Consider the following 24,238-nt stretch of genomic DNA (forward strand, 5'->3'; position numbering starts at 1 on the left):
AGTATTTGTGATCACAAAGCAGGCCATGAACGCGCCCGCACGCCCGACCGATCCTTCCGCCCACGAGAAGCTGTATCGCAACCTGCGCAGCCGGATCATGCTGGGCGAACTGCCGCCGGGCAAGGCGCTGACCCTGCGCGGCATCGCCCGCGAATACCACCTGTCGATGACCCCGGCACGCGAGGCCGTGCGCCGCCTGGTGGCCGAAGGGGCGCTGACCCTGTCAGCCTCGGGCCGCGTGACCACGCCTGCGCTGTCGGACGACCGGATCGAGGAACTGGCCGCCCTGCGCGCCCTGATCGAGCCGGAACTGGCGGCCCGCGCCCTTCCACGCGCGCATTTCGCGCTGATCGACCGGCTGGCGCAGATGAACGCGCGGATCGCGGACGCGGTCGAGAACCATGACGCGGTCGGCTATATCCGCTGCAACCTGGAATTCCACCGGATGCTGTATCTGCGCGCGCAGGCCCCGGCGATGCTGGCCATGCTGGAAACGATCTGGCTGCAGTTGGGCCCGACGATGCGGGCGCTTTATGGCCGGGTGAAGCGGAACGAGCCGCCGCGCCATCACCGGATGATCCTGGCCGCGCTGCGGGCGGGGGACGAACCCGCCCTGCGGCTGGCCGTGCGCGCCGATGTCACGCACGGGCTGCGTCACTTGACCTCGGGTTAGCCCATCTGCGGCATCTGGGGCATCTGCGGCAGGCCCATGCCGCCGAAGCCCAGCGTCGGGATCTCGGACGGAATGACGCGGGTGTATTTCGTGCCCTCGATGGATGCGCCCGCCATCAGCCCCGCCTGGCCGAAGATCATCGCGACCACCGGCAGTTGCGCGGTGATGGTGTCGGCGCCAAGCGCCATGCCGCCCTGGGGGATCGCGTAGAAGGCATTGGCCCCGGCCAGCCAGCCGGGCGACGCGCGGAACGACGACAGCGCGGCATCCGTCTGGAAGATCAGCACATGCGCATATTGCTGCGCGCCTGCCTGGAAACCCACCGTCGCGCGGGTCGCGGAATAGTAATCCACCGTCGCCCCGCCGATCCGCAGCGCGCCCTGGCCATAGGCGCCACCCACGCCAAGCGCGGCCTCGGTCATCAGGGGCATGTACAGCACGCCGCGCGCGTTCTGCACCAGCGACTGCGCGGACGGATAGTTCTGGATCAGATACTGATGCGTCGCATCGACCCGCGCATCAAGCTGCGCGCCCGCATTGGTGCCGACCGCGTTGCTGCAGCCCGCCAAGGCCAGGGCGGCGGTCCCGGCCGCGCCCTTCAGCACCATGCGACGGCCGACCCTGGCCTGAAAATCTCTGCTCATCACTTGCCCCGCTTTTGTCGCGCCGGATGACCCGGCATTTTGGGGCGGATGTTAGGAGATTTCGGGCGATCTGTCACCCGCCCCGCAAGGGCCCGGGCGACAGACCGCCTGCCCGTCAGGCGCGCGCCGCGATCGCCTCGGCCACCAGCGGCGCGAAATAGGTGAGGATCCCGTCGCAGCCCGCGCGGCGGAAGCACAGCAGGCTTTCGAACATCGCGTCCCGCGACAGCCAGCCGTTGCGGATCGCGCCCTCCAGCATCGCGTATTCGCCGCTGACCTGATAGGCGAAGGTGGGCGCGCCGAACTGGTCCTTAACCGCGCGGCAGATGTCCAGATAGGGCATGCCCGGCTTGACCATGACCATGTCCGCGCCCTCGGCCAGGTCGCGGGCGACGCAGCGGATCGCCTCTCCGCGGTTGGCGGGGTTGACCTGGTAGGTCTTCTTGTCGCCCACCAGCCGCCCCGAGGCGCCGACCGCGTCCCGGAACGGGCCATAGAAGCTGGAGGCGAACTTGGCCGCATAGGACAGGATCGCCGTGTGCTTGTGTCCCGCCTTTTCCAGCGCCGCCCGCAGCGCGCCGATGCGCCCGTCCATCATGTCGCTGGGGCCCAGGATGTCCGCCCCGCTTTCCGCCTGGACCAGGGCCATGCGGACCAGGGCCTCGACCGTCTCGTCGTTCAGGATCTCGCCGTTCACGACGATGCCGTCGTGGCCATTGGCGTTATAGGGGTCCAGCGCGATGTCCGTCATCACCGCCAGTTCCGGCACGGTTTCCTTGACAGCCCGGATGGCGCGGTTGCCGATATTGTCGGGGTCCCATGCGCGTTCGCAGGTTTCGGTCTTAAGATCCTGGTCCGAATGGGGAAAGATGCAGATGGCCGGGATGTTCAGTGTTGCGGCCCGTTCCGCCGCGCGGCGCGCACCGTCCAGCGTCAGGCGCTCGACGCCGGGCATGGACCCGATCTCGCCCTCGGCCCCCGGAACCTCGGTCACGAAGATCGGCCAGATCAGGTTCGCGGGCGTCACGTCGCATTCCGACACCATGGCGCGGATCGCGGGCGTGCGGCGCAGGCGGCGCAGCCGCGAGGCGGGGAAGGGGGCGATGGTCGGCGTCGGCATGGCAGGCTCCTTCATGTCCGGGCGAGGGACGGCTTTTCCTTTGCCCGTCACCGTTCTAAGGTCGCCCGCGACCAAGGACAAGGAAGCCCGCGTGCCTCAATTCGACAGCCTGATCGGCTTTCTGGACAGCAGGTCCTTTGGCACGGTCTGGTATTGGCTCGTGGTGATCGGCACCTGGTCCGTGGCCGGCCGCAGCGTGATCGGCGTCCCGACCGAGATCGTCAGCCGCGCCCGCATGGCGGTCAAGGCGGGCGAGGGCGAATCCCCCGCCATGCTGCACCTGCTGGATTGGTTGTCGCTGCTGCTGCCACGCTGGCGGCTTGGCGCGCGCGAGGGGGCGGTTTTCCTGGGGCTGACAGGGTTCGTGCTGACCTCCCTGGCGATCCTGGGCATCGGCTATGCGCTGGAACTGGCGTTGGCGGCCTTCCTGCTGCTTCTGCCCTTCGCGATCCTGTTCTGGATGCGCGTGACCCTGGCCCGCCGCCTGCTGCCGCTGCTGGAGGCCGCCGAGCAGGGGGCGCAGCCGATCCCCAAGGCCGCGGCCGAGGCCGTGCGGCGCATGGTCATCCATCGGCGGCTGGTCACGGCGCTGTCCATGGCGGCGGTGGCCGTCACGGCGATGTGGGGGGCGCTGTGGTCCCTGGTTCATCCCTACGGCTTCTGAACTTGACTCCGCCGCGTGGCGCTTTACCTGACCCCCATGGCCGAACACCTTATTCTTTCCGGCGCGCCCGAAGGCTATGACGCCGCCCTGATCGCGCGCGAGGCCGCGCGTGGCGCCCCCGTGATCCACATCGCCCGCGACGACCGTCGCATGGCCGCAATGCGCGCGGCGCTGGCCTTCATGGCGCCGGACCTTGCGGTGCTGGATTTCCCGGCATGGGATACGACGCCCTATGACCGCGTCTCTCCCTCGCCCGACATCCAGGCCGCGCGCATGGCGACGCTGGCCGGGCTGGCGCAGGGGGCGGTCAAGGGGCCCTTCGTGCTGCTGACCACGCTGAACGCCGTGCTGCAGCGGGTGCCCGCGCGCAATCTGGTCGCCGACGCGAGCTTCGTCGCCCGCGTGGGCGATCGCATCAACGAAGGCGCGCTTCGCGATTTCCTGGTCCGGATGGGCTTTTCGCAATCGCCCACCGTGACGGAGCCGGGCGACTATGCCGTGCGGGGCGGCATCATCGACATCTTCCCGCCGGGCGAATCCGGTCCCGTGCGGCTGGATCTGTTCGGCGACGTGCTGGACGGCGCGCGCAGGTTTGACACCGAAACGCAGCGCACCACCGAAAAGCTGTCGCGGATCGAGCTTGCGCCCATGTCCGAGGTGATCCTGGACGAGGACGCGATCACCCGCTTTCGCCAGAACTACCGCACGGAATATGGCGGCGGCACGAACGACCCACTTTATGAAAGCGTCAGCACGGGCCGCAAGACGGCGGGGATGGAACACTGGCTGCCCTGGTTCCACGACCGGATGGAAAGCCTGTTCGACTATCTGCCCGGCGCCTCGGTGGCGCTGGACGACCATGTGGGGCAGGTGATCGACGCCCGGCGCGGCATGATCCGCGAACAGTTCGAGGCGCGCCGCGCCGCAATGGCCGCCAAGGGCCGCAGCGACACGGTCTACAAGCCCGTGCCGCCCGACCGTATGTTCCCGGCCGAGGACGAGTGGAACGACTGGCTGTCGCGCCACCGCACGCTGCGCTTGACGGTCCTACCGCAGCCGCCGGGGCCGGGGGTGCTGGATGCGGGTGGACGCGTCGGGCGCAACTTCGCGCCGGAACGGCAGGCTGAAAGCATCAACCTGTTCAAAGCCTTGGCCGACCATGTGAAGGCCCTTTCCAAGGATCACCGGGTTGTGATCGCAAGCTTCTCGGACGGGGCGCGGGAGCGCCTGTCGGGCCTTCTGGCCGATGAAGGGATGACGGGCAGCAAGGCCATCGGCGACATCCGCGAACTGGCCGACAAGCCCGGCACGGTCGGCCTTGCGGTCTGGCCGCTGGACGAAGGCTTCGTCGCCGACGGGCAGGCGCTTGGCAAGCTGGCCGTGATTTCGGAACAGGACGTGCTGGGCGACCGGCTGATCCGGGGGGCGAAGAAGAAGCGCCGGGCCGACAATTTCCTGAAGGACACCACCAGCCTGTCGCCGGGCGATCTGGTTGTCCATGTCGAGCACGGCATCGGTCGCTATACAGGCCTTGAGACGATCAAGGCCATGGGCGTTCCGCATGACTGCGTGGCGCTGGAATATGCGGGCGGGGATCGCCTTTACCTGCCGGTCGAGAATATCGAGCTGCTCAGCCGCTACGGGCACGAGGAAGGCCTGCTGGACCGGCTTGGCGGCGGGGCCTGGCAGGCGCGGAAAGCCCGCCTCAAGGAACGCATCAAGCTGATCGCCGACAAGCTGATGCGGGTCGCCGCCGAACGCCTGCTGCGCGCGGCCCCGGTGCTGGAGCCGGAGGATCACGATTGGCAGGCATTCGCCGCCCGCTTCCCCTACAGCGAGACCGACGACCAGTTGTCCGCCATCGACGACGTGGTCGAGGATCTCTCCGCCGGCCGCCCGATGGACCGGCTGATCGTGGGCGACGTGGGCTTCGGCAAGACCGAGGTCGCGATGCGCGCGGCCTTCATCGCCGCCAGCCAGGGGATGCAGGTCGCGGTCGTTGCGCCCACCACGCTGCTGGCGCGGCAGCATTTCAAGACCTTCGCCGAACGCTTCCGCGGCACGGCGATCTGCGTGCGGCCGCTGTCGCGCTTTGTCAGCGCGAAGGATGCGGCCAAAACGCGCGAGGGGCTGTCCGACGGCACGGTCGATATTGTCGTCGGCACCCATGCGGTGCTGGCCAAGGGGGTCCGGTTCAAGAACCTCGGCCTGCTGATCATCGACGAGGAGCAGCATTTCGGCGTGGCCCACAAGGAACGCCTGAAGGAGTTGCGCAGCGACATCCATGTCCTGACGCTGACCGCCACCCCCATCCCGCGCACGCTGCAACTGTCCCTGACCGGCGTGCGCGACCTGTCGGTGATCGGCACGCCGCCGGTGGACCGCCTGTCGATCCGCACCTATGTCAGCGAATTCGACAGCGTGACCGTCCGAGAGGCCCTGCTTCGAGAGAAATATCGGGGTGGGCAAAGCTTCTTCGTCGTCCCGCGCCTGACCGACCTGCCGGAAGTCGAGCACTGGCTGCAGGAAAACATGCCCGAGGTCAGCTATGTCGTCGCCCACGGCCAGCTTGCGGCGGGCGATCTGGACCAGCGGATGAATGCCTTCTACGACGGCAGCCATGACGTGCTGCTGGCCACGACCATCGTGGAAAGCGGCCTGGACATCCCGACCGCCAACACGATGATCGTCTGGCGCGCCGACATGTTCGGGCTGGCGCAGCTTTACCAGATCCGGGGGCGCGTGGGCCGTTCCAAGACCCGGGCCTATTGCTATCTGACCACCAAGCCGCGCCAGCCGCTGACGCCGCAGGCCATGCGCCGGCTGAAGTTCCTGGGGTCGATCGACGGGCTCGGCGCGGGCTTCAACCTCGCCAGCCAGGATCTGGACCTGCGCGGGGCCGGCAACCTGCTGGGCGAGGAGCAGTCGGGCCATATCAAGGAGGTCGGCTTCGAACTTTACCAGCAGATGCTGGAGGAGACGATCGCCAAGCTGAAATCGGGCGAGATCGAGGGCACGCCAGAAGACGAATGGGCGCCGCAGCTGAACCTGGGCGTGCCAGTCACGATCCCGGAAAACTACATCCCTGACCTGGATGTGCGGCTTGGATTGTACCGGCGCCTGTCCGGCCTCACGACCAAGGTGGAACTGGAAGGCTTTGCCGCTGAACTGATCGACCGCTTCGGGGAACTGCCCAGAGAGGTGAACACCCTGCTTCTGGTCATCCGCATCAAGGCGATGGCCAAGCGGGCCAATATCGCGCGGCTTGACGCGGGACCCAAGGGGGCGACCATCCAGTTCCACTTGGACAAGTTCCCCAACCCTGCGGGGCTGGTCGAATTCCTGACCGACCAGCACGGGCAGGCCAAAGTCACCGACAACAAGATCTTCGTGGCCCGCGACTGGAAGACGGATGCCGACCGCATCAAGGGCGCCTTCGCCATCGCGCGCGACCTGGCGGCCAAGGCCAAGGCCGCCAAGTTAGCCTGAACGGCGGTTGCGGACGGGCCGGCCGCTTCCGCCGGGGGGGCGCCTGACCGATGTCCTGCCTGCGCGGTTTCCTTGCCGTTCGATCGCGGGCGCCCCGAAGATCCGTGCCATGGAGGATCATGGCCGGGCGGGAGGACGCATCTCGCGGCAGCCACTGCGGCGCAATCGCTGCGGCGGACCCGGCGGGGCGGACACGGTGTCCGGTAGCCGTTCGCTTGCGGTGACGGTCGCGGCGGCATAACCCATGCCACAGGCGCCGGACCGGAAGGAGAGGAAGCATCTTGCAAGGCCGCATTCCTGGACCTCTCCCCGAAGGGCTGACCGTCATCGAAACGATGCGGCGGGATGCGGACGGCCGCATCCGGCTGTGGCCCTTGCACCTGCAGCGGTTGCGGCGCGACTGCGTGGCGGTCGGCTTTCCGCTGGACGAAAAGCAGGTGCTGGATCGGCTGTCCCGCCTGCCGGCGGGCAAGGCGCTGCGCCTGCGGCTGAGCGTTGCGGGCGACGGCGCGGTCGAGCTGGTGCATCAGCCGCTGCCAGCCCATCCCCCTGAATGGCGGGTCGATATCTCGGGCGTGCGGATCGACAGCGGGGACGCTTGGGTGCGAATCAAGACCTCGAACCGGCCGATCTACGACCGGGCGAGGGCGGCGATGCCTGACGGCATCGACGAGACGATCTTGCTGAATGAGCGGGGCGAGGTCTGCGAGGGAACGATCACCAACCTGTTCCTCTGCCGGGATGGTCGCCTGCTGACGCCGCCCTTGGCCTGCGGCTTGCTGCCGGGCGTGCTGAGGGCCGCGCTGATCGAGGAGGGCAGGGCGCTCGAAGCGATGCTGACGCCCGATGACCTGATGGAGGGTCCTCTTCTGATGGGGAACGCCTTGCGGGGTCTGATCCCCGCGCGTCTGGTCACCCCCTGCAGCGGGGGCTTGCAAGACAGGCTGGTACGCAGCGCCTGCTGATCCCAAAGGAAAGCCCCGCCGCGACAGGGTCGAGGCGGGGCTTCGGGATAAGGCGCGGCGATCAGTCCGCCGTCAGCAGCGGAGTCTTCGACTTGCCGATGCGCGGAGCGTCGGGGCCGGTGATATCGAAGACGGGCTTGTCGTCTTCGATCTTCACGCGGACCACGCCGCCCTTGGTCAACCGGCCGAACAGCAGTTCCTCGGCCAGCGGCTTCTTGATGTTCTCCTGGATCACGCGGCCCAGGGGACGGGCGCCCATCTTGTCGTCATAGCCCTTTTCGGCCAGCCAGTCGGCGGCCTCGGGCGTCAGTTCGATATGGACGTTGCGATCCATGAGCTGCGCTTCAAGCTGCAGCACGAACTTCTCGACCACATGGACCACCACCTCGCGCGACAGCGGCGCAAAGCTGATGATCGCGTCCAGGCGGTTGCGGAACTCGGGCGTGAAGGTCCGCTCGATGGCGGCGGTATCCTCGCCTTCGCGCTTGTCGCGACCGAAGCCGATCGCGGCCTTCTGCATGTCGGACGCGCCCGCATTCGAGGTCATGATCAGGATCACGTTGCGGAAATCCACCTGCCGGCCGTTGTGATCAGTCAGTTTTCCGTGGTCCATCACCTGCAGCAGGATGTTGTAGACATCCGGATGCGCCTTCTCGATCTCGTCCAGCAGCAGCACGCAATGCGGGTGCTGGTCCACGCCGTCGGTCAGCATGCCGCCCTGATCAAAGCCCACATAGCCCGGAGGCGCGCCGATCAGGCGGGAAACGGCGTGCTTCTCCATGTATTCCGACATGTCGAAGCGCAGCAGTTCCACGCCCAGGGTCGAAGCCAGCTGCTTCGCAACCTCGGTCTTGCCGACGCCCGTGGGCCCCGCGAACAGATAGTTGCCGATGGGCTTCTCGGGCTCGCGCAGGCCCGCCCGCGCCAGCTTGATGGCCGAGGACAGCGCGGTGATCGCCGCATCCTGGCCGAAGACCACGCGCTTCAGGGTCGCTTCCAGGTCGCGCAGAACCTCGGCATCGTCCTTGCTGACGTTCTTGGGCGGGATGCGGGCGATCTTGGCCACGACGGCCTCGATCTCCTTCGGCGAAATCGTCTTGCGGCGCTTGCTTTCGCTGACCAGGTGCTGGGCCGCGCCCGCCTCGTCGATCACGTCGATGGCGCTGTCGGGCAGCTTGCGGTCGTTGATATAGCGGCTGGCCAGTTCCACCGCCGACTTGATCGCGTCGTTGGTATAGCGCAGGTCGTGGTGCTTCTCGAAACTGGGCTTCAAGCCCATCAGGATCTTGATGGTATCGGCCACCGAGGGCTCGTTCACGTCGATCTTCTGGAACCGCCGCGACAACGCCCGGTCCTTTTCGAAGTGCTGCCGATATTCCTTGTAGGTGGTCGAGCCCATGCAGCGCAGCTTGCCGCCCGCAAGCGCGGGCTTCAGCAGGTTCGAGGCATCCATCGCGCCGCCCGAGGTCGCCCCGGCACCGATCACGGTGTGGATCTCGTCGATGAACAGGATCGCGTCGGGATGGTTCTCAAGCTCCTTCACGACGGCCTTCAGGCGTTCCTCGAAGTCGCCGCGATAGCGGGTCCCCGCCAGCAGCGCGCCCATGTCCAGCGAGAAGATGGTGGCGCCCGCCAGCACGTCCGGCGTCTCGCCCCGCGTGATCTTCAGCGCAAGGCCTTCGGCGATGGCGGTCTTGCCCACCCCCGGATCGCCCACCAGCAGCGGGTTGTTCTTTCGGCGGCGGCACAGGACCTGGATGGCGCGCTCGACCTCGGCCTCGCGGCCGATCAGCGGGTCAACGTCGCCCTTCTTGGACTTGGCGTTCAGGTCGACGCAGTACTTGCCAAGGGCAGTCTCGTCCTTGGACTCCTGAGCGGTCTCGGCCTGCTTCTGTTCGGGTTCGTCGGACCCCACGACCTTGCGGGATTCGTTGAAGGACGGGTTCTTCGCCACGCCATGCGCGATGAAGTTGACCGCGTCGTAACGGGTCATGTCCATTTCCTGCAGGAAGAAGGCGGCGTTGGATTCGCGTTCCGCAAAGATCGCGACCAGCACGTTGGCGCCCGTTACCTCTTGCCGGCCCGAGCTTTGGACATGGATGGCCGCGCGCTGGATCACCCGCTGGAACGCGGCAGTCGGCACGGCCTCGGACCCTTCGACATCGGTGATGAGGGTCGAAAGATCGTCTTCGATGAAGTCGATCAGCAGCTTGCGCAATTCATCCAGATCGACATTGCAGGCCCGCATCACCTTGACCGCGTCCGGTTCCTCGGTCAGGGCCAGCAGCAGGTGTTCAAGCGTTGCAAGCTCGTGTCGATGTTCGTTCGCCAGTGCAAGCGCCTGGTGAATGGCCTGTTCCAGGGAAGTCGAGAAACTTGGCACGGTCGTCTCCTGTCCAGTCGACTGGCGGTATGGGCATATCTTGTACCCACCTGCCCAGACTGTCACGATACAGTTAAGATTTGGTGGAAATCAGCCGGCATCAAGTGCTTTTTCACGCGGATGCCGCGATTTTCCCACAGTTGAGGCAGATGTGATGCGCCCCTGGGCGGATTTCAAGCGCGACCCCCGGAACGGCGCCTTCACGGACCTGTCAGAACGCGTCCTTCATGGATCGCAGCCGCGCGAAAACCTCGGCGTCCGAGGCGTTCTCCATGCCCAGGGACGGGCGCAATGCGGCGACGCGCAGGAAGGGGTTGGTGTCGCGTTCCAGGGCAAGCGGGGCGGGCGCGCAGGGCTGGCGGGCCTCCTGCACGGCCTTCAGCCGGTCGCGCAACCCCTGGTTGCCGGGATCGACCGACAGTGCGAAGGCGCCGTTGCCCGCGCAATAGTCGTGGCCCGAGCAGATCAGCGTCTCGGCGGGCAGGGCGTTCAGGCGCTGTAGGCTGTCCCACATCATCGCGGCCGTTCCCTCGAACAGGCGGCCACAGCCAAGCGCCATCAGGCTGTCGGCAGTGAAGGCCACGCCCGACTGGGGGAAATGGAAGGCGACATGGCCGACCGTATGGCCTGAGACGTCGATGATCTCGACGGGCTCGCCCAGGGCCTCCAGCGGCTCGCCCGGGGCGACGCGCAGATCCAGCGGCGGCAGGCGGTGCGCATCGGCTGCCGCGCCGATCACCATCGCGCCGGTGTCGCGCACGATCCCGGCCACGCCATCGGTATGGTCGGCGTGATGGTGGGTCAGCAGGATCGCCGACAGGCTCCAGTCCCGCTCCGCAAGCTCGCGCAGGATCGGCGCGGCCTCGGGCGCGTCGATCAGGACCGTGCCTTCCTCGCCATGCAGCAGATAGGCGTAATTGTCCTTCAGGCAACGCAATGTGACCAATTCCAGCGGCATTGGCAAAACCCTCTTCCTGTGATGAGGTCGAGCCTGACAAAAGCTGGGCTGGGGCGCAATGCACCACGATATCGCGGATCTTCGCAGCTTCTATTATCAGCGCGCGCTCGGGCGCGTCGTGCAGCGCATCCTGCGCGACCGGCTGGTGACGCGCTGGCCGCCGGCGGGCTGCACCGGCATGAATGTCGCGGGCTTCGGTTTCGCCGCCCCGATGCTGAGGCCGTATCTGCCGACGGCCCGGCGCGTCACCGCCCTGATGCCAGGACCGCAAGGCGTGATGGCGTGGCCGGCGGGAATGCCGAACCACAGCGTGCTCTGCGACGAAACCGCCTGGCCGCTGGAAACCGGCAGCGTGGACCGGCTGGTGATCCTGCACGGGCTGGAAACCAGCGACGATCCCGCCGCCCTGCTGGCCGAGGCCTGGCGGGTGCTGGGTCCCGGCGGGCGGATGATGGTCATGGTGCCGAACCGCGCGGGGCTGTGGGCGGCGTCCGACCGCACGCCCTTCGGCTTTGGCCGCAGCTATACCAGCGGACAGATCGAGACACAGGCCCGCCGCGCGGGCTTCGTGCCGGACTGGCATGGCTCGGCCGTCTATATCCCGCCCTCGGACCGCCGCTTCTGGCTGGGCAGCGCGCAGATGTGGGAACGCACGGGCACGCGCATCAGCCGGGTGCTGATCGCGGGCGTGGTGCTGATCGAGCTTTCCAAGCAGGTCCGCGCCCCGATGGGTCCCGACCGGCGCGTCCATGTCCCAAGCCCGCTGGAGATCCTGGACGGGGTCGCCAGACCGCGGCCATCGCGCGCGCCGCTGGGACGAAACTTGCAGCATCTCCAGAAGGAGCGACCGGAACCCGCGGTCGAATCAGGCGAAACCTGTCCATAAGGTGAACTGCCGCACTGCAGCGAAGTCGCATATATCAGGGGGTGTACCTGGTAGCCTGTTGTTAACAAGTCTTCCGTTTCGCCGTGCCGATCGTGACCCGAACCGGAAAAAGCCTGCCTTGTATCGTAGCCAGTGCGCCCGGCGTGGCGTGCCGACCGCAAGGGCGGCCGTCCACCCCGGGTTGTTCATGGCTGGGGTGAGGGTCCTGCTGGCAGGCCATGACGGCCTCGGTTTTTCGCATCCGCCGTCCCGCTTTCCCCTGCGCCCTGAATCGTCCCGATCCGAAGGTCGCAATCCTTCTCATTTCCGTATTCTAGCCGGTTGCCCGAGCCGGTTTCACCTGCTAAGGACGCCGCAGATTTCACAACGGCCTCCCGAAAGCCGTGCGAATGCGACCCGCACCCCGCGACAGACCGGCAGGATCGCCGGCCCGCCGGCGGGGTTTGCGCAAACCGTAAAGGATGACCGTGGCCAACTCTGTTTCCATGTCCCAGAGCATCGCCGGGCGCTATGCGCAGGCCGTCTTCGATATCGTCAAGGATGACGGGGGGCTGGACGCTCTGGCCCAGCAGGCCGAGGATCTGCGCGCGGCGCTGGACGACAGCGCCGATCTGCGCGACCTGATCAATTCGCCCATCTATTCGCGCGAACAGCAGTCCCGCGCCATTGCCGCGCTGGCGCAGCGAATGGGCTTTTCGCCGGTCCTGGCGAACACGCTGCAACTGATGGCCCGGAACCGCCGCCTGTTCGTGCTGCCGCAACTGGTGCGCCGCTTGCAGGCCCTGATCGCCGAAGAGCGTGGCGAGATGACCGCCGATGTCACGAGCGCCGTGGCGCTGACCGACGACCAGCAGGCGCGCCTGCGCGAAACGCTGGCCGCGAAGTCGGGCAAGAAAATCAAACTGAACACGCGCGTCGATGAGACCCTCATCGGCGGCATGATCGTCAAGCTGGGCTCGCAGATGATCGACAGCTCGATCCGCTCGAAGCTCGCCTCCCTCCAGAATGCTATGAAAGAGGTCGGATAATGGGAATCCAGGCTGCCGAAATCTCGGCCATCCTCAAGGATCAGATCAGGAATTTCGGCCAGGAGGCCGAGGTGGCCGAGGTCGGCCAGGTGCTGTCCGTGGGCGACGGCATCGCGCGTGTCTATGGCCTGGACAAGGTGCAGGCCGGCGAAATGGTGGAATTTCCCGGCGGCGTCCGGGGGATGGTGCTGAACCTTGAAACCGACAACGTCGGCATCGTGATCTTCGGCGACGACCGCGACATCAAGGAAGGCGACACCGTCAAGCGCACGCGGTCCATCGTGGACGTGCCCGTCGGCAAGGGCCTGCTGGGCCGCGTCGTGGACGCGCTTGGCAACCCGATCGACGGCAAGGGCCCGATCGACTACACCGAGCGCCGCATCGCCGACGTCAAGGCTCCGGGCATCATGCCGCGCAAGTCGGTGCACGAGCCGATGGCCACGGGCCTCAAGTCGGTGGACGCCATGATCCCCGTCGGCCGCGGCCAGCGCGAGCTGATCATCGGCGACCGCCAGACCGGCAAGACCGCCATCGTGCTGGACACGATCCTGAACCAGCAGAACTACAACGGCCGCGAGGCCGAGGGCATGAAGACGCTGCACTGCATCTACGTCGCCGTGGGTCAGAAGCGTTCGACCGTCGCCCAGCTGGTCAAGAAGCTGGAAGAAACCGGCGCCATGGCCTACACGACCGTCGTGGCCGCGACCGCCTCGGACCCCGCGCCGATGCAGTTCCTGGCGCCCTATTCGGGCACCGCGATCGGCGAATACTTCCGCGACAACGGCATGGACGCGCTGATCATCTATGACGACCTGTCCAAGCAGGCCGTGGCCTATCGCCAGATGTCGCTGCTGCTGCGCCGTCCGCCCGGGCGTGAAGCCTATCCGGGCGACGTGTTCTACCTGCACTCGCGCCTGCTGGAGCGTTCGGCCAAGCTGAACGAGGCCAATGGCGCAGGCTCGCTGACCGCGCTGCCGATCATCGAGACGCAGGCGGGCGACGTATCGGCCTATATCCCGACCAACGTGATCTCGATCACCGACGGCCAGATCTTCCTGGAAACCGAACTGTTCTTCCAGGGCATCCGTCCGGCCGTGAACACCGGTCTGTCCGTTTCCCGCGTGGGCTCGGCTGCCCAGACCAAGGCGATGAAATCCGTCGCCGGTCCGGTCAAGCTGGAACTGGCCCAGTACCGCGAGATGGCGGCCTTCGCGCAGTTCGGTTCGGACCTCGATGCCGCGACGCAGCGTCTGCTGAACCGCGGTTCGCGCCTGACCGAGCTGATGAAGCAGCCGCAGTACCGGCCGTTGACCAACGCCGAGATCGTGATCGTCATCTATGCCGGCACCAAGGGCTATATCGACTACGTTCCGGTCAAGGATGTGGTCGCCTGGGAAGACGGGCTGATCCAGTTCCTGCGCAACCAGAAGGCCGACCTGCTGGACGACATTACCCGCAACGACCGCAAGGTCTCGGGCGATCTGGAAGAAGCGATCAAGGCCGCTCTGGACGCATACAACAAGACCCGCGCCTGAGAGGGGGAATAGATGCCCAGTCTCAAGGATCTCAAGAACCGGATCGGAAGCGTCAAGAACACGCGGAAGATCACGAAGGCGATGCAGATGGTCGCCGCCGCGAAGCTGCGCCGTGCGCAGGACGCGGCGGAAGCCGCGCGTCCCTATGCCGACCGGATGGCGGCGGTGATGGCCGGGCTGACCGCGAATGCGGCCGGCTCGGAATCGGCGCCGCGCCTGCTGGCCGGGACGGGCGCCGACCAGAAGTATCTGCTGGTCGTGATGACCTCGGAGCGCGGCCTAGCCGGCGGCTTCAACAGCACCATCGTCAAGCTGGCGCGGCAGCATGCCGACCGTCTGCGGGGGCAGGGCAAGGACGTCGCGATCCTGACCGTCGGCAAGAAGGGCCGCGAGCAGCTGAAGCGCGAATACGGCAGCCTGTTCGTCGGACATGTCGACATGTCCGAGGTGAAGCGCCTGGGCTATGAGAATGCCCGCGACATCGCCGACAACGTGCTGGACCGCTTCGAGGCCGGCGACTTCGACGTGGCGACGCTGTTCTACAATCGCTTCGAATCGGTGATCAGCCAGGTTCCGACCGCGCGCCAGATCATCCCGGCCGAGATGCCCGAGGGCGAAGCGATCGGCGGTGCCTCGGCGCTGTACGATTACGAACCCGGCGAGGAGGCGATCCTGACCGACCTGCTGCCGCGTTCGGTCGCGACGCAGGTCTTTGCGGCGCTTCTGGAAAATGCGGCCTCCGAACAGGGGGCGCGGATGACGGCCATGGACAACGCCACGCGCAACGCGGGCGAGATGATCGACCGTCTGACGACCGAGTACAACCGCTCGCGTCAGGCTGCGATCACCAAGGAACTCATCGAAATCATTTCGGGCGCCGAGGCGCTCTGACACGAAGGGGTTTAAGACATGGCAGAGGCCACTGGTAAAATCACGCAGGTGATCGGCGCCGTCGTTGACGTGCAGTTCGACAATCACCTGCCCGCGATCCTGAACGCGCTGGAAACCACCAACAACGGCAAGAAGCTGATCCTGGAAGTGGCCCAGCATCTTGGCGAGAACACCGTCCGCACCATCGCCATGGACTCGACCGAAGGTCTGGTCCGCGGCGAGCGCGTGACCGACACCGGCGGCCCGATCACCGTGCCGGTCGGCGACGTGACCCTGGGTCGCATCCTGAACGTCGTGGGCGAGCCCGTCGACGAGGGCGCCCCCCTGGCCGTGGCCGAGCGTCGCGCCATCCACCAGCCTGCCCCGGAATTCTCGCAGCAGGCGACCTCGTCCGAGATCCTGGTCACCGGCATCAAGGTCATCGACCTGCTCGCCCCCTATTCCAAGGGCGGCAAGATCGGCCTGTTCGGCGGCGCCGGCGTCGGCAAGACGGTTCTGATCATGGAACTGATCAACAACATCGCCAAGGTGCACTCGGGCTATTCCGTGTTCGCGGGCGTTGGCGAACGGACCCGCGAGGGCAACGACCTTTACCACGAGATGGTGGAATCGGGCGTCATCAAGCCGGACAACCTGGCGGAAAGCCAGGTGGCCCTGGTCTATGGCCAGATGAACGAGCCTCCGGGAGCCCGGATGCGTGTCGCCCTGACCGGCCTGACCGTGGCCGAGCAGTTCCGTGACGCGACGGGGACGGACGTTCTGTTCTTCGTGGACAACATCTTCCGCTTCACGCAGGCCGGTTCCGAAGTGTCGGCCCTGTTGGGCCGGATCCCGTCCGCCGTGGGCTATCAGCCGACGCTGGCCACCGACATGGGCGCGATGCAGGAACGCATCACCTCGACCAAGAACGGCTCGATCACCTCGATCCAGGCCGTCTACGTTCCGGCCGACGACCTGACCGACCCCGCGCCTGCCACGACCTTCGCCCACCTCGACGCCACGACCGTTCTGTCGCGTGCGATCTCGGAACTGGGCATCTACCCGGCCGTGGACCCGCTAGACTCGAACAGCCGTATCCTCGACCCCGCCGTCGTGGGCGAGGAGCACTATCAGGTCGCCCGCGACGTCCAGGGTATTCTGCAGAAATACAAGTCGCTGCAGGACATCATCGCCATCCTTGGCATGGACGAACTGTCGGAAGAGGACAAGCTGACCGTGGCCCGCGCCCGGAAAATCCAGCGCTTCCTGTCGCAGCCCTTCGACGTGGCAAAGGTCTTCACCGGTTCGGACGGCGTCCAGGTTCCGCTGGAAAAGACCATCGCCTCGTTCAAGGCCGTGGTTGCCGGTGAATACGACCACCTGCCCGAAGCCGCCTTCTACATGGTCGGCGACATCGAAGAGGTGAAGGCGAAAGCCCAGCGTCTCGCGGCTGAAGCCGCGTAAGGGGGCAGGATGGCCGATACCATGCAGTTCGATCTCGTGTCGCCGGAACGGAGCCTTGTCTCCGTTCCCGTGCGCGAGGTGCGCCTGCCGGGCACGGATGGCGACTTGACCGCCATGCCCGGCCATGCGCCGACTATCGTCACGCTGCGGCCGGGCCTGGTCACGGTGATCGGCGCCGACGGCGCTGCGACGGAATTCGCGGTGACCGGAGGCTTCGTCGAGATCAACGGCGATTCGGTCAGCCTTCTGGCCGAGCGCGGCCACCGTCGCGAGGAGATCACGCAAGAGATCTTCAACGAGATGATGGCCGATGCGCATCGCAACCGCCGCGCCGCGGAAACCAAGCGCGACGCGGCAGGCGAGGATGTGGTCACGGCAGCCGCCAAGCTGCTGGCGGATATGGAGGCCCTGGGCACCCATATCGGCCTGGACCCGAACCATTCGAGCTTCCCGGACTGATCCCGTCCGGCGTTCAACACAGGCCCCGGCGCGGCATCCCGCGCCGGGGCTTTCCTATGTCGGGGCGGCCGCCCCGGTGCCGCGTTCGCGATAGGGCGTGCTGCCGTACTGTGCACGGTAGCACTTGGAAAAATGCGACGGGCTGGAAAAGCCCGATGCCAGCGCGACCTCGATGATCGGCAGTTCGGTCTGCATCAGCAGGTTGCGCGCCCGCGCCAGTCGCGTTTCCATGTAGTACCGCTTGGGGCTGCGGTTCAGGTAACGGCGGAACAGCCGTTCCAGCTGCCGCGTGGACATGCCCGCATCCGCCGCCAGTTGCGCCGGGCTGATCGGTTCCTCCAGGTTCGCCTCCATGCGCGCGATCACGGCGGCAAGGCGCGGATGGCGCACGCCGATCCGCGTCGGGATCGACAGGCGCTGGCGGTCCTGGTCGGTTCGGATCGCGGTATGCAGCATCTGGTCGGCAACCTCGGTCGCCAGGAAATCGCCATGCGCCTCGGCGATCAGGTGAAGCATCAGGTCTATCGAGGACGTGCCGCCCGCCGCCGTCAGCCGGTTGCCGTCATTGACGAAGACCGAACGATACAGATCGACCTCGGGGAAGGCCTCGGCAAAGCCGTCGTGGTTTTCCCAGTGGATCGTGGCCTTGCGTCCGTCCAGCAGGCCCGCCTCGGCCAGGATCCAGGCGCCGGTGCAGACCGCGCCCACCGTCGCCCCGCCGCGCGCCTGCTTGCGCAGCCAATTCAGCACGGGCTTTGTTGCCTCCCGCGCGATGTCGGTGCCTCCGCAGACGATGACAACGTCGTCGCGTTCGGAGGCGATCTCGGCGTCAAGCGAGGCGTCCAGGATGACCCTTGTCCCGTTCGAGCAGGTCGCTTGATCCTTTCCCGGCCCCACCAGCCGCCAGCTGTAAAGCTGCCTGCCCGAGGCGCGATTGGCCAGCCGCAAGGGCTCGATCGCCGCGGTGAAGGGCAGCATGGTGAAGCGATCCAGCAGAAGGAACGTGAATCGGCGTGGTTTTTCGGAGGGCATGGGGCTGTCTTCGCGCGTAATCGGGCCACATCAGCAGGGATTTTCGCCTGCCGCAAGAGGAGCTAAGCTGTCCGGAGTCCGCCTTCCCCTTTGCCCTGTTCCCGTCTATATCGTTCCGAGCGTTTTACAAGGAGTGCGTGCCATGACGCAGGAGAACCGCAGGACTGCCACCCAATCCTGGGACAAGGCCGGTTGGCGTGCCTTTCCCCGCGTCCAGATGCCCGACTATACCGATCAGGCGGCCCTGGAGGCTGCCGAGGCGCAGTTGCGCCGCTATCCGCCGCTGGTCTTTGCCGGCGAAGCGCGCCGCCTGAAGGCGGAGCTGGCGCAGGCCGCCCAAGGCCGGGCCTTCCTGCTGCAGGGCGGGGACTGCGCCGAAAGCTTTTCCGAATTCAGCGCCGACAATATCCGCGACACCTTCAAGGTCCTGCTGCAGATGGCCGTGGTGCTGACCTGGGGCGCGCAGATGCCCATCGTCAAGGTCGGGCGCATGGCGGGCCAGTTCGCCAAGCCGCGCAGTGCGCCGACCGAGGTGATAGGCGGGGTCGAGCTTCCCAGCTATCGCGGCGACATCATCAACGGCTTCGACTTCACGCCCGAGGCGCGGATTCCCGATCCGCAGCGGATGCTGGCCGCCTATACGCAGGCAGCGGCCTCGCTGAACCTGCTGCGCGCGTTCTCGACCGGCGGTTACGCCGACATGCACCGCGTCCAAAGCTGGATCGCCGATTTCGTCGGTGGTCCCGAAGCCGCGAAATACCGCGACATCGCGAACCGCATCAGCGACGCGATGGCCTTCATGCAGGCGGCTGGCGTGAATTCGGACACCGCGCACCAGCTCTCCAAGGTGGACTTCTACACCAGCCACGAGGCGCTGCTGCTGGAATACGAGGAGGCGTTGGCCCGCGTCGATTCGACCACGGGCCTGCCGGTCGCGGGCTCGGGCCACATGATCTGGATCGGCGACCGCACCCGCCAGCCGGACGGCGCGCATGTCGAGTTCTGCCGGGGCGTGCAGAACCCGATCGGCTTGAAATGCGGCCCGACCACCACGGCGGAAGACCTCAAGGTGTTGATGGCCAAGCTGAACCCCGAGAACGAACCGGGCCGGCTGACGCTGATCGCGCGTTTCGGGGCGGGCAAGGTGGGCGATCACCTGCCGCGCCTGATCCAGGCGGTCCAGGCCGAGGGCGCCAATGTCCTGTGGTCCTGCGATCCGATGCACGGCAACGTCATCAAGTCCTCGACCGGCTACAAGACCCGGGCCTTCGATTCGATCCTGCGGGAGGTGCGCGAGTTCTTTGCCGTCCACAAGGCCGAGGGGACGATCCCTGGCGGCGTGCACTTCGAGATGACCGGCAAGGACGTGACCGAATGCACCGGCGGCGTCCGCGCCGTGACCGACGAGGATCTGTCCGACCGCTATCACACCGCCTGCGATCCGCGGCTGAATGCCAGCCAGTCGCTGGAACTGGCCTTCCTGGTGGCCGAGGAACTGCGCAACCGCCGCGAGTCCGGGGGTCAGGCCCAGAGAAGCGCCCGCGCCGTCTGACAGGGTCGTACGACCATGAAACAGCCGCCGGTCACCCGGCGGCTGTTTCCTTTTGCGGCGCGGGTGCTGCGTTTTTGCCGCGCCTCCCGGAAGCTCTTTGGTGCAACCCCAGGATTTGCTTTCTTTCGCGCCCATGCTGCGGCGTGATTGGTCTTGCGGGATTTCCGCTGACCGGGCCGGCAGCCCTTCCAGGGGGGCCATGCCCTGCAATCTTCCAGGAGGGGCTTCATGCAGCTACAGAACCCGTCACCCGCCCTTTACAACGCGGACCTCGCCCCCGCGAAGGAACGCAAATGGGGTGCCTTCTCGATCTTCAACGTCTGGACCTCGGACGTGCACAGCCTTTGGGGCTATTACCTTGCCGCCAGCCTGTTCCTGCTGTGCGGCAGCTTCGTCAATTTCGTCCTGGCGATCGGAACCGGATCGCTGGTGATCTTCGTGCTGATGACCCTGGTGGGCAATGCGGGCGTGCGCACGGGCGTGCCGTTTCCGGTGCTGGCGCGCGCGTCCTTCGGCACCTTCGGCGCAAACGTCCCGGCGCTTGTCCGCGCGGTCGTGGCCTGCTTCTGGTATGGCGCGCAGACCGCCGCCGCCGCCGGGGCGCTGGTCGCGCTGCTGATCCGCAGCCCCGCCATGCTGCAATTCCACGAAACGAGCTTCTTCCTGGGCCATTCGACCCTGACCGTGATCTGCTTCCTGATCGTCTGGGCCGCGCAGCTTATGATCATCCAGAACGGGATGGAAACGGTTCGCCGCTTCCAGGACTGGGCCGGTCCCGCCGTCTGGATCGTCATGCTGGTTCTGGCGGTCTATCTGGTGGCGAAGTCCGGCACCTTCTCCTTTGGCTCCGAAATCCCGCAGGACGTGCTGATCGAGGTCACGCGCGACGCGGGCGTTCCCTATGCGCCCGGCAGCCTTGCCGCGCTGGCCGCCGTGGCCGCGACCTGGATCACCTATTTCGCGGCGCTTTACCTGAACTTCTGCGATTTCTCGCGCTATGCCACCGATGAACGGGCGCTGATGAAGGGCAACCTGTGGGGACTGCCGGTGAACCTGCTGGCCTTCTGCCTGGTCGCGGGCGTGACCACCACCGCCGCCTATGCGGTGTACGGCGAGGTGCTGATCCATCCCGAACAGATCTCGGCCAAGTTCGACAGCCTGTTCCTGGCGATCCTGGCGGCCCTGACCTTTGCCGTGGCGACCCTGGGCATCAACGTGGTGGCGAACTTCGTCTCGGCAGCCTTCGATTTCTCGAACGTCTTCCCCTCGCGGATTTCCTTCAAGGGCGGCGGCTATATCGCGGCGCTGATCTCGCTGGCGCTGTTTCCCTGGGCGCCGTGGGAAACGGGGGCCGCGAAGTTCGTGAACTTCATCGGATCGACCATGGGCCCGATCTTCGGGATCCTGATGGTGGACTACTACCTGATCCGCAAATCGCACCTGGATGTCGCGGCGCTTTACCAGGAAAACGGAGAGTTTCGCTTCAGCAACGGCTGGCATTCCAAGGCCTTCATCGCCTTTGGTGTCGGCATCGTCTTTTCGTCGCTCTTGCCCACCTTCACCACGCTGCTGCCCGTCTGGTGGAGCACCTATGGCTGGTTCTTCGGCGTGGCCGTGGGCGGCGGCGTTTACTACGCCATGCGGCGCGGACAGGCACGGGGGTGAGAGGAAACTGGTGGAGCCGAGGGGAGGCTAAACCAACTCTCCTCGATGCCCTTTTCTCCTTGTATTGCTGGGCCAGAGCCACCACACCTAGGCAGAATAACCTAGGCAGAATGGCGGTAACGGATGGCTGGTAAGAGTAAGCGCGGCGGCGAACGCCACCTTTGGCTGCAAGGGAATGTGTTTTGGTATCGGCAGCAGATACCGCAGGCTGTTCATGCTGTCATCGGCGGGCCGAAGTTTGTCCGCGTCAACCTGCAGACGGCAGACGTGATAGAGGCCAAGCGCCGCCGCGATGAACTGGAAAGCCAGACCCGCATTCAGTTCCTCCACATCAAGACGGGCCGCAGGGCTACGCTTGAATTGCCGGGGTGGAAGCCCCCTGAGGCTGACAAGCGGGCAACACTCGGGCCATCTGAGAGAGGCGCACTGTGGCGGGAAGCTGTAGCAGAGGCCGTTGCTGCCGAAGACGACTACATCGAAGGGATTGCCCGCGACCTTGCCGCTGAGGAAGCCGAACGGTTCCGCGATGATACCCAGCGCCGCGCCTTCAATGACGCCTTCAGGGGACGCGAGAAGGTTGACCATCATCTTGAAGCCTATCTCTCCTCTGTGGGGCTTGCCCCGAAGACCACCGGGGAGCGCCGGGGGTTAGTCGGAAAGATGGCCCGATGGGCAGCCGCGAAGGGACTAACCCTTGATCGCATCGACCGCAGGCAGGCGGGCAAGTATGTGACGGAGGAGATAGACCCGCTTCACCCTGTCACCCAGACAAAGCATCTGACTGCATTGCGGCAGTATTGGATTTACCTCGCCAAGCGCGGGCACGTCGACCTGCCAGCAGGGGAGGACCGGAATAATGGTTGGCCTTGGGATGGTCAGAAGACCGAGAAGCGCGGCAAGCGGGTGGAGCGGGGCAGCAAGGTGGAGGAGGAAAGACCCTTCACCGATGATGAGGTGCGCAAGCTGCTGTATGCGTCCTGGCCCATGAAGAAGCCCGATTGGGAAAGCCAGATAAGGGACGCCACGACCATCAGCCTGTTGACCGGGATGCGGCTTGCCGAGGTGCTAACGTTGTGGGTCGGGGACGTGGATGGGGATTGGTTCGACATAAAGGAAGGCAAGACCGAAGCGGCTGCCCGCAGGGTACCCATTCACCCCGACCTTAAGGCCATCGTTGAGCGCCGCACCGAGGGCAAGGACGGGACCGATTGGCTGTTCCATGAATTGAAGATCGAACGCGACCCTGGGGACACCTTCGGGAAACGCTTCAAGAGGTTCCGCGAGGCCGTGGGCGTGGATGATCGGCGTGAAGGCGTGAGGCGGTCACTGGTCAACTTCCACTCAGCCCGGCGCTGGTTCGCTACCAAGGCCCGACATGCGGGACACCTGAAGGAGACCATAGCGCAGATCGTCGGACACAGGGCAGACAAGAGCGATGTGACCTTTGGTGTCTATGCAAAGGGGGCCAGCGAGGAGCAGTTGAGGGCTTGTGTCGAGGCAGTGAAGCTACCTAAGGCCAGCTATCGGCAAGACCCCCAAATCCTCGCAGCGCCCCCGGATGTTTTCTGCCACGGCTCCGAAAGCCCACATTAAATAGAGGAAATGGGCAGCTTCCCCCGGTGGGGAGTCTGTGTTTACCAGAATAACTGAGGCCGCTTGACCAGCATTAGGGTTGTTCTCAAATGGCGCTGCTACCTTCCATCAAACAGGTGATCATGCGTCCCTTCCCTCTTCTGCTGTCGGTTTTCAGCGTGGCTACTGCCGTTCCCGCCTCTGCTAGAACAGTTCATCTTCAATCATGCGTAGCTACCATCGGGGGCTTCTGCCCTGTTGAAACGGTCGGTGGAGGACTGGCGGCGCTGGTCGTGTTCTTTTTCGCAGGAATACCGCTGAGGTTCATGATCAAGAGACACATCCGCAGGAGAGTTTCTGACGATCCCGGCTATGTTCCCTCAGACGCGCTGACCGCGACATATCGCAACGCAGGGCGTCTAACGCTGATGGTTGTGGGGCTTATCGTCGCTGCATCCATGTTTTCTTCGATGAAGTGAATACCCCTGCATAAGTTCGCTTCCCTGCCCACAGGGTGTTCCCATATGGGCAGTTAGGAAGATACCAGATGGGGTGCCCATAAGGGTTGACTTCGAATTTTGGGCAGTCTTTTATGTGGGCATGATCCTTGTTGGCAGGAGATGCCCATGTCCCGTACCGTCCTTTACGCCCGTGTCTCGACTTCGGACCAGACCACAGCCCACCAGAAGGCCCAGGCTGAGGCGGCAGGCTTCACGATTGATGAGGTAATTGCCGATGAAGGAGTGTCGGGTATCGGCACGACCTTGCGGGAGAGGCGCGAAGGAAAGCGGCTGTACGACAAGCTGCGGCATGGGGACACGCTGGTGGTGCGCTGGGTGGATCGCTTGGGCAGGAACTATCAGGATGTCACAGACACGATCCGGGAGTTTATGCGACAGGGCGTGGTGGTCAGGACTGTGATCAATGGCCTGACCTTCGACGGAGCCACCAAAGACCCCATGCAGCAGGCTGTGAGAGACGCTCTGATCGGCTTCATGGCCGCGACAGCACAGGCACAGGCCGAGGCGACCAAAGAGGCTCAGAAGGCCGGAATTGCCCACCACAGGGCAGCGGACCCGACGAAGTACCGGGGCAGGAAGCCCAGCTTCACCCGCGATCAACTGGACATGATGCGGGACATGCTGGCGCAGGGTGCAGGGGCATCAGCCATAGCCAAGGCCACGGGAATGACGCGACCCACAGTGCAGCGGCTGAGGGAGGACATGGCGGGAGCCGAGGCGGTCTTAACAAGGTGGGGAGGGTGACAGAACTACCCACA

20 protein-coding genes are annotated in these 24,238 nt (G+C 65.6%); 15 read left to right on the top strand and 5 right to left on the bottom strand.

Annotated features, from left to right (window positions below; translation table 11 throughout):
- Nucleotides 1-25 precede the first annotated feature (25 nt).
- Nucleotides 26-673, top strand: coding sequence for a GntR family transcriptional regulator (locus OU682_RS04515; RefSeq protein WP_268940868.1), 648 nt, complete (start codon nucleotides 26-28; stop codon nucleotides 671-673).
- On the opposite strand, the gene OU682_RS04520 is transcribed toward OU682_RS04515, so the two are convergent.
- Nucleotides 670-1,317: a lipid-binding SYLF domain-containing protein gene (locus OU682_RS04520; protein WP_268940869.1), complete on the bottom strand. Its 648-nt coding sequence runs from the start codon at nucleotides 1,315-1,317 to the stop codon at nucleotides 670-672. The two genes, OU682_RS04515 and OU682_RS04520, sit on opposite strands and share 4 nt — an antisense overlap.
- A 115-nt stretch (nucleotides 1,318-1,432) precedes the next feature.
- Nucleotides 1,433-2,437, bottom strand: coding sequence for a porphobilinogen synthase (hemB, locus tag OU682_RS04525; RefSeq protein WP_268940870.1), 1,005 nt, complete (start codon nucleotides 2,435-2,437; stop codon nucleotides 1,433-1,435).
- Nucleotides 2,438-2,528: 91 nt separating this feature from the next.
- Between hemB and OU682_RS04530 the strand changes: the two genes are divergently transcribed.
- From OU682_RS04530 to OU682_RS04540, 3 genes are all read left to right on the top strand, one after another.
- Nucleotides 2,529-3,101, top strand: coding sequence for a hypothetical protein (locus tag OU682_RS04530; protein WP_268940871.1), 573 nt, complete (start codon nucleotides 2,529-2,531; stop codon nucleotides 3,099-3,101).
- A gap of 36 nt (nucleotides 3,102-3,137) precedes the next feature.
- Nucleotides 3,138-6,590, top strand: a complete 3,453-nt coding sequence (gene mfd, locus OU682_RS04535; RefSeq protein ID WP_268940905.1) for a transcription-repair coupling factor — start codon at nucleotides 3,138-3,140, stop codon at nucleotides 6,588-6,590.
- A gap of 281 nt (nucleotides 6,591-6,871) precedes the next feature.
- A complete protein-coding gene (locus tag OU682_RS04540; protein ID WP_268940872.1) occupies nucleotides 6,872-7,555 on the top strand; it encodes an aminotransferase class IV family protein in 684 nt (227 codons plus the stop codon).
- A 61-nt stretch (nucleotides 7,556-7,616) separates the two neighbouring features.
- Here the strand turns inward: OU682_RS04540 and clpA are convergent, their stop codons facing one another.
- Both clpA and gloB read right to left on the bottom strand, forming a co-directional pair.
- Entirely contained in the window at nucleotides 7,617-9,938 is a 2,322-nt protein-coding gene (clpA, locus tag OU682_RS04545) for an ATP-dependent Clp protease ATP-binding subunit ClpA (protein WP_268940873.1), read from the bottom strand.
- 211 nt (nucleotides 9,939-10,149) lie between these two features.
- Complete coding sequence (gene gloB, locus OU682_RS04550) at nucleotides 10,150-10,896, bottom strand: hydroxyacylglutathione hydrolase (protein ID WP_268940874.1); 747 nt, start codon at nucleotides 10,894-10,896, stop codon at nucleotides 10,150-10,152.
- Nucleotides 10,897-10,954: 58 nt separating this feature from the next.
- Between gloB and OU682_RS04555 the strand changes: the two genes are divergently transcribed.
- The 6 genes from OU682_RS04555 (at nucleotide 10,955) to OU682_RS04580 (ending at nucleotide 17,138) form a co-directional block, all read left to right on the top strand.
- The gene (locus OU682_RS04555) at nucleotides 10,955-11,782 is read left to right on the top strand and encodes a class I SAM-dependent methyltransferase (protein WP_268940875.1); all 828 of its coding nucleotides are present in this window, start codon (nucleotides 10,955-10,957) and stop codon (nucleotides 11,780-11,782) included.
- 461 nt (nucleotides 11,783-12,243) lie between these two features.
- Complete coding sequence (locus OU682_RS04560; RefSeq protein WP_268940876.1) at nucleotides 12,244-12,810, top strand: F0F1 ATP synthase subunit delta; 567 nt, start codon at nucleotides 12,244-12,246, stop codon at nucleotides 12,808-12,810.
- Nucleotides 12,810-14,345, top strand: a complete 1,536-nt coding sequence (gene atpA / locus OU682_RS04565; RefSeq protein ID WP_268940877.1) for a F0F1 ATP synthase subunit alpha — start codon at nucleotides 12,810-12,812, stop codon at nucleotides 14,343-14,345. The genes OU682_RS04560 and atpA overlap by 1 nt, the downstream gene beginning before the upstream one ends.
- 12 nt (nucleotides 14,346-14,357) lie before the next feature.
- Complete coding sequence (locus tag OU682_RS04570; protein ID WP_268940878.1) at nucleotides 14,358-15,236, top strand: F0F1 ATP synthase subunit gamma; 879 nt, start codon at nucleotides 14,358-14,360, stop codon at nucleotides 15,234-15,236.
- An 18-nt stretch (nucleotides 15,237-15,254) separates the two neighbouring features.
- On the top strand, nucleotides 15,255-16,679 hold the full coding sequence (gene atpD, locus OU682_RS04575) for a F0F1 ATP synthase subunit beta (protein ID WP_268940879.1): 1,425 nt from the start codon (nucleotides 15,255-15,257) through the stop codon (nucleotides 16,677-16,679).
- Between the two features lie 9 nt (nucleotides 16,680-16,688).
- Nucleotides 16,689-17,138, top strand: a complete 450-nt coding sequence (locus OU682_RS04580; RefSeq protein ID WP_268940880.1) for a F0F1 ATP synthase subunit epsilon — start codon at nucleotides 16,689-16,691, stop codon at nucleotides 17,136-17,138.
- Nucleotides 17,139-17,192: 54 nt separating this feature from the next.
- Here the strand turns inward: OU682_RS04580 and OU682_RS04585 are convergent, their stop codons facing one another.
- A complete protein-coding gene (locus OU682_RS04585; RefSeq protein WP_268940881.1) occupies nucleotides 17,193-18,170 on the bottom strand; it encodes a GlxA family transcriptional regulator in 978 nt (325 codons plus the stop codon).
- A gap of 142 nt (nucleotides 18,171-18,312) precedes the next feature.
- Between OU682_RS04585 and OU682_RS04590 the strand changes: the two genes are divergently transcribed.
- The 5 genes from OU682_RS04590 (at nucleotide 18,313) to OU682_RS04610 (ending at nucleotide 24,224) form a co-directional block, all read left to right on the top strand.
- Entirely contained in the window at nucleotides 18,313-19,722 is a 1,410-nt protein-coding gene (locus tag OU682_RS04590) for a class II 3-deoxy-7-phosphoheptulonate synthase (RefSeq protein ID WP_268940882.1), read from the top strand.
- A 228-nt stretch (nucleotides 19,723-19,950) separates the two neighbouring features.
- Nucleotides 19,951-21,387 carry an NCS1 family nucleobase:cation symporter-1 gene (locus tag OU682_RS04595; RefSeq protein WP_268940883.1) on the top strand — a complete coding sequence of 479 codons (1,437 nt, stop codon included), beginning with the start codon at nucleotides 19,951-19,953 and terminating at the stop codon, nucleotides 21,385-21,387.
- A 123-nt stretch (nucleotides 21,388-21,510) separates the two neighbouring features.
- Nucleotides 21,511-22,980, top strand: coding sequence for a site-specific integrase (locus OU682_RS04600; protein ID WP_268940884.1), 1,470 nt, complete (start codon nucleotides 21,511-21,513; stop codon nucleotides 22,978-22,980).
- Nucleotides 22,981-23,069: 89 nt separating this feature from the next.
- Nucleotides 23,070-23,438 (top strand): hypothetical protein, encoded by a 369-nt coding sequence (locus tag OU682_RS04605; RefSeq protein WP_268940885.1) that lies wholly within the window; start codon nucleotides 23,070-23,072, stop codon nucleotides 23,436-23,438.
- Nucleotides 23,439-23,585: 147 nt separating this feature from the next.
- Complete coding sequence (locus OU682_RS04610; RefSeq protein WP_268940886.1) at nucleotides 23,586-24,224, top strand: recombinase family protein; 639 nt, start codon at nucleotides 23,586-23,588, stop codon at nucleotides 24,222-24,224.
- The last annotated feature ends 14 nt before the right edge of the window (nucleotides 24,225-24,238 follow it).

The sequence above is a fragment of the Paracoccus benzoatiresistens genome (assembly GCF_026913015.1).
GTDB lineage: Bacteria > Pseudomonadota > Alphaproteobacteria > Rhodobacterales > Rhodobacteraceae > Paracoccus > Paracoccus benzoatiresistens.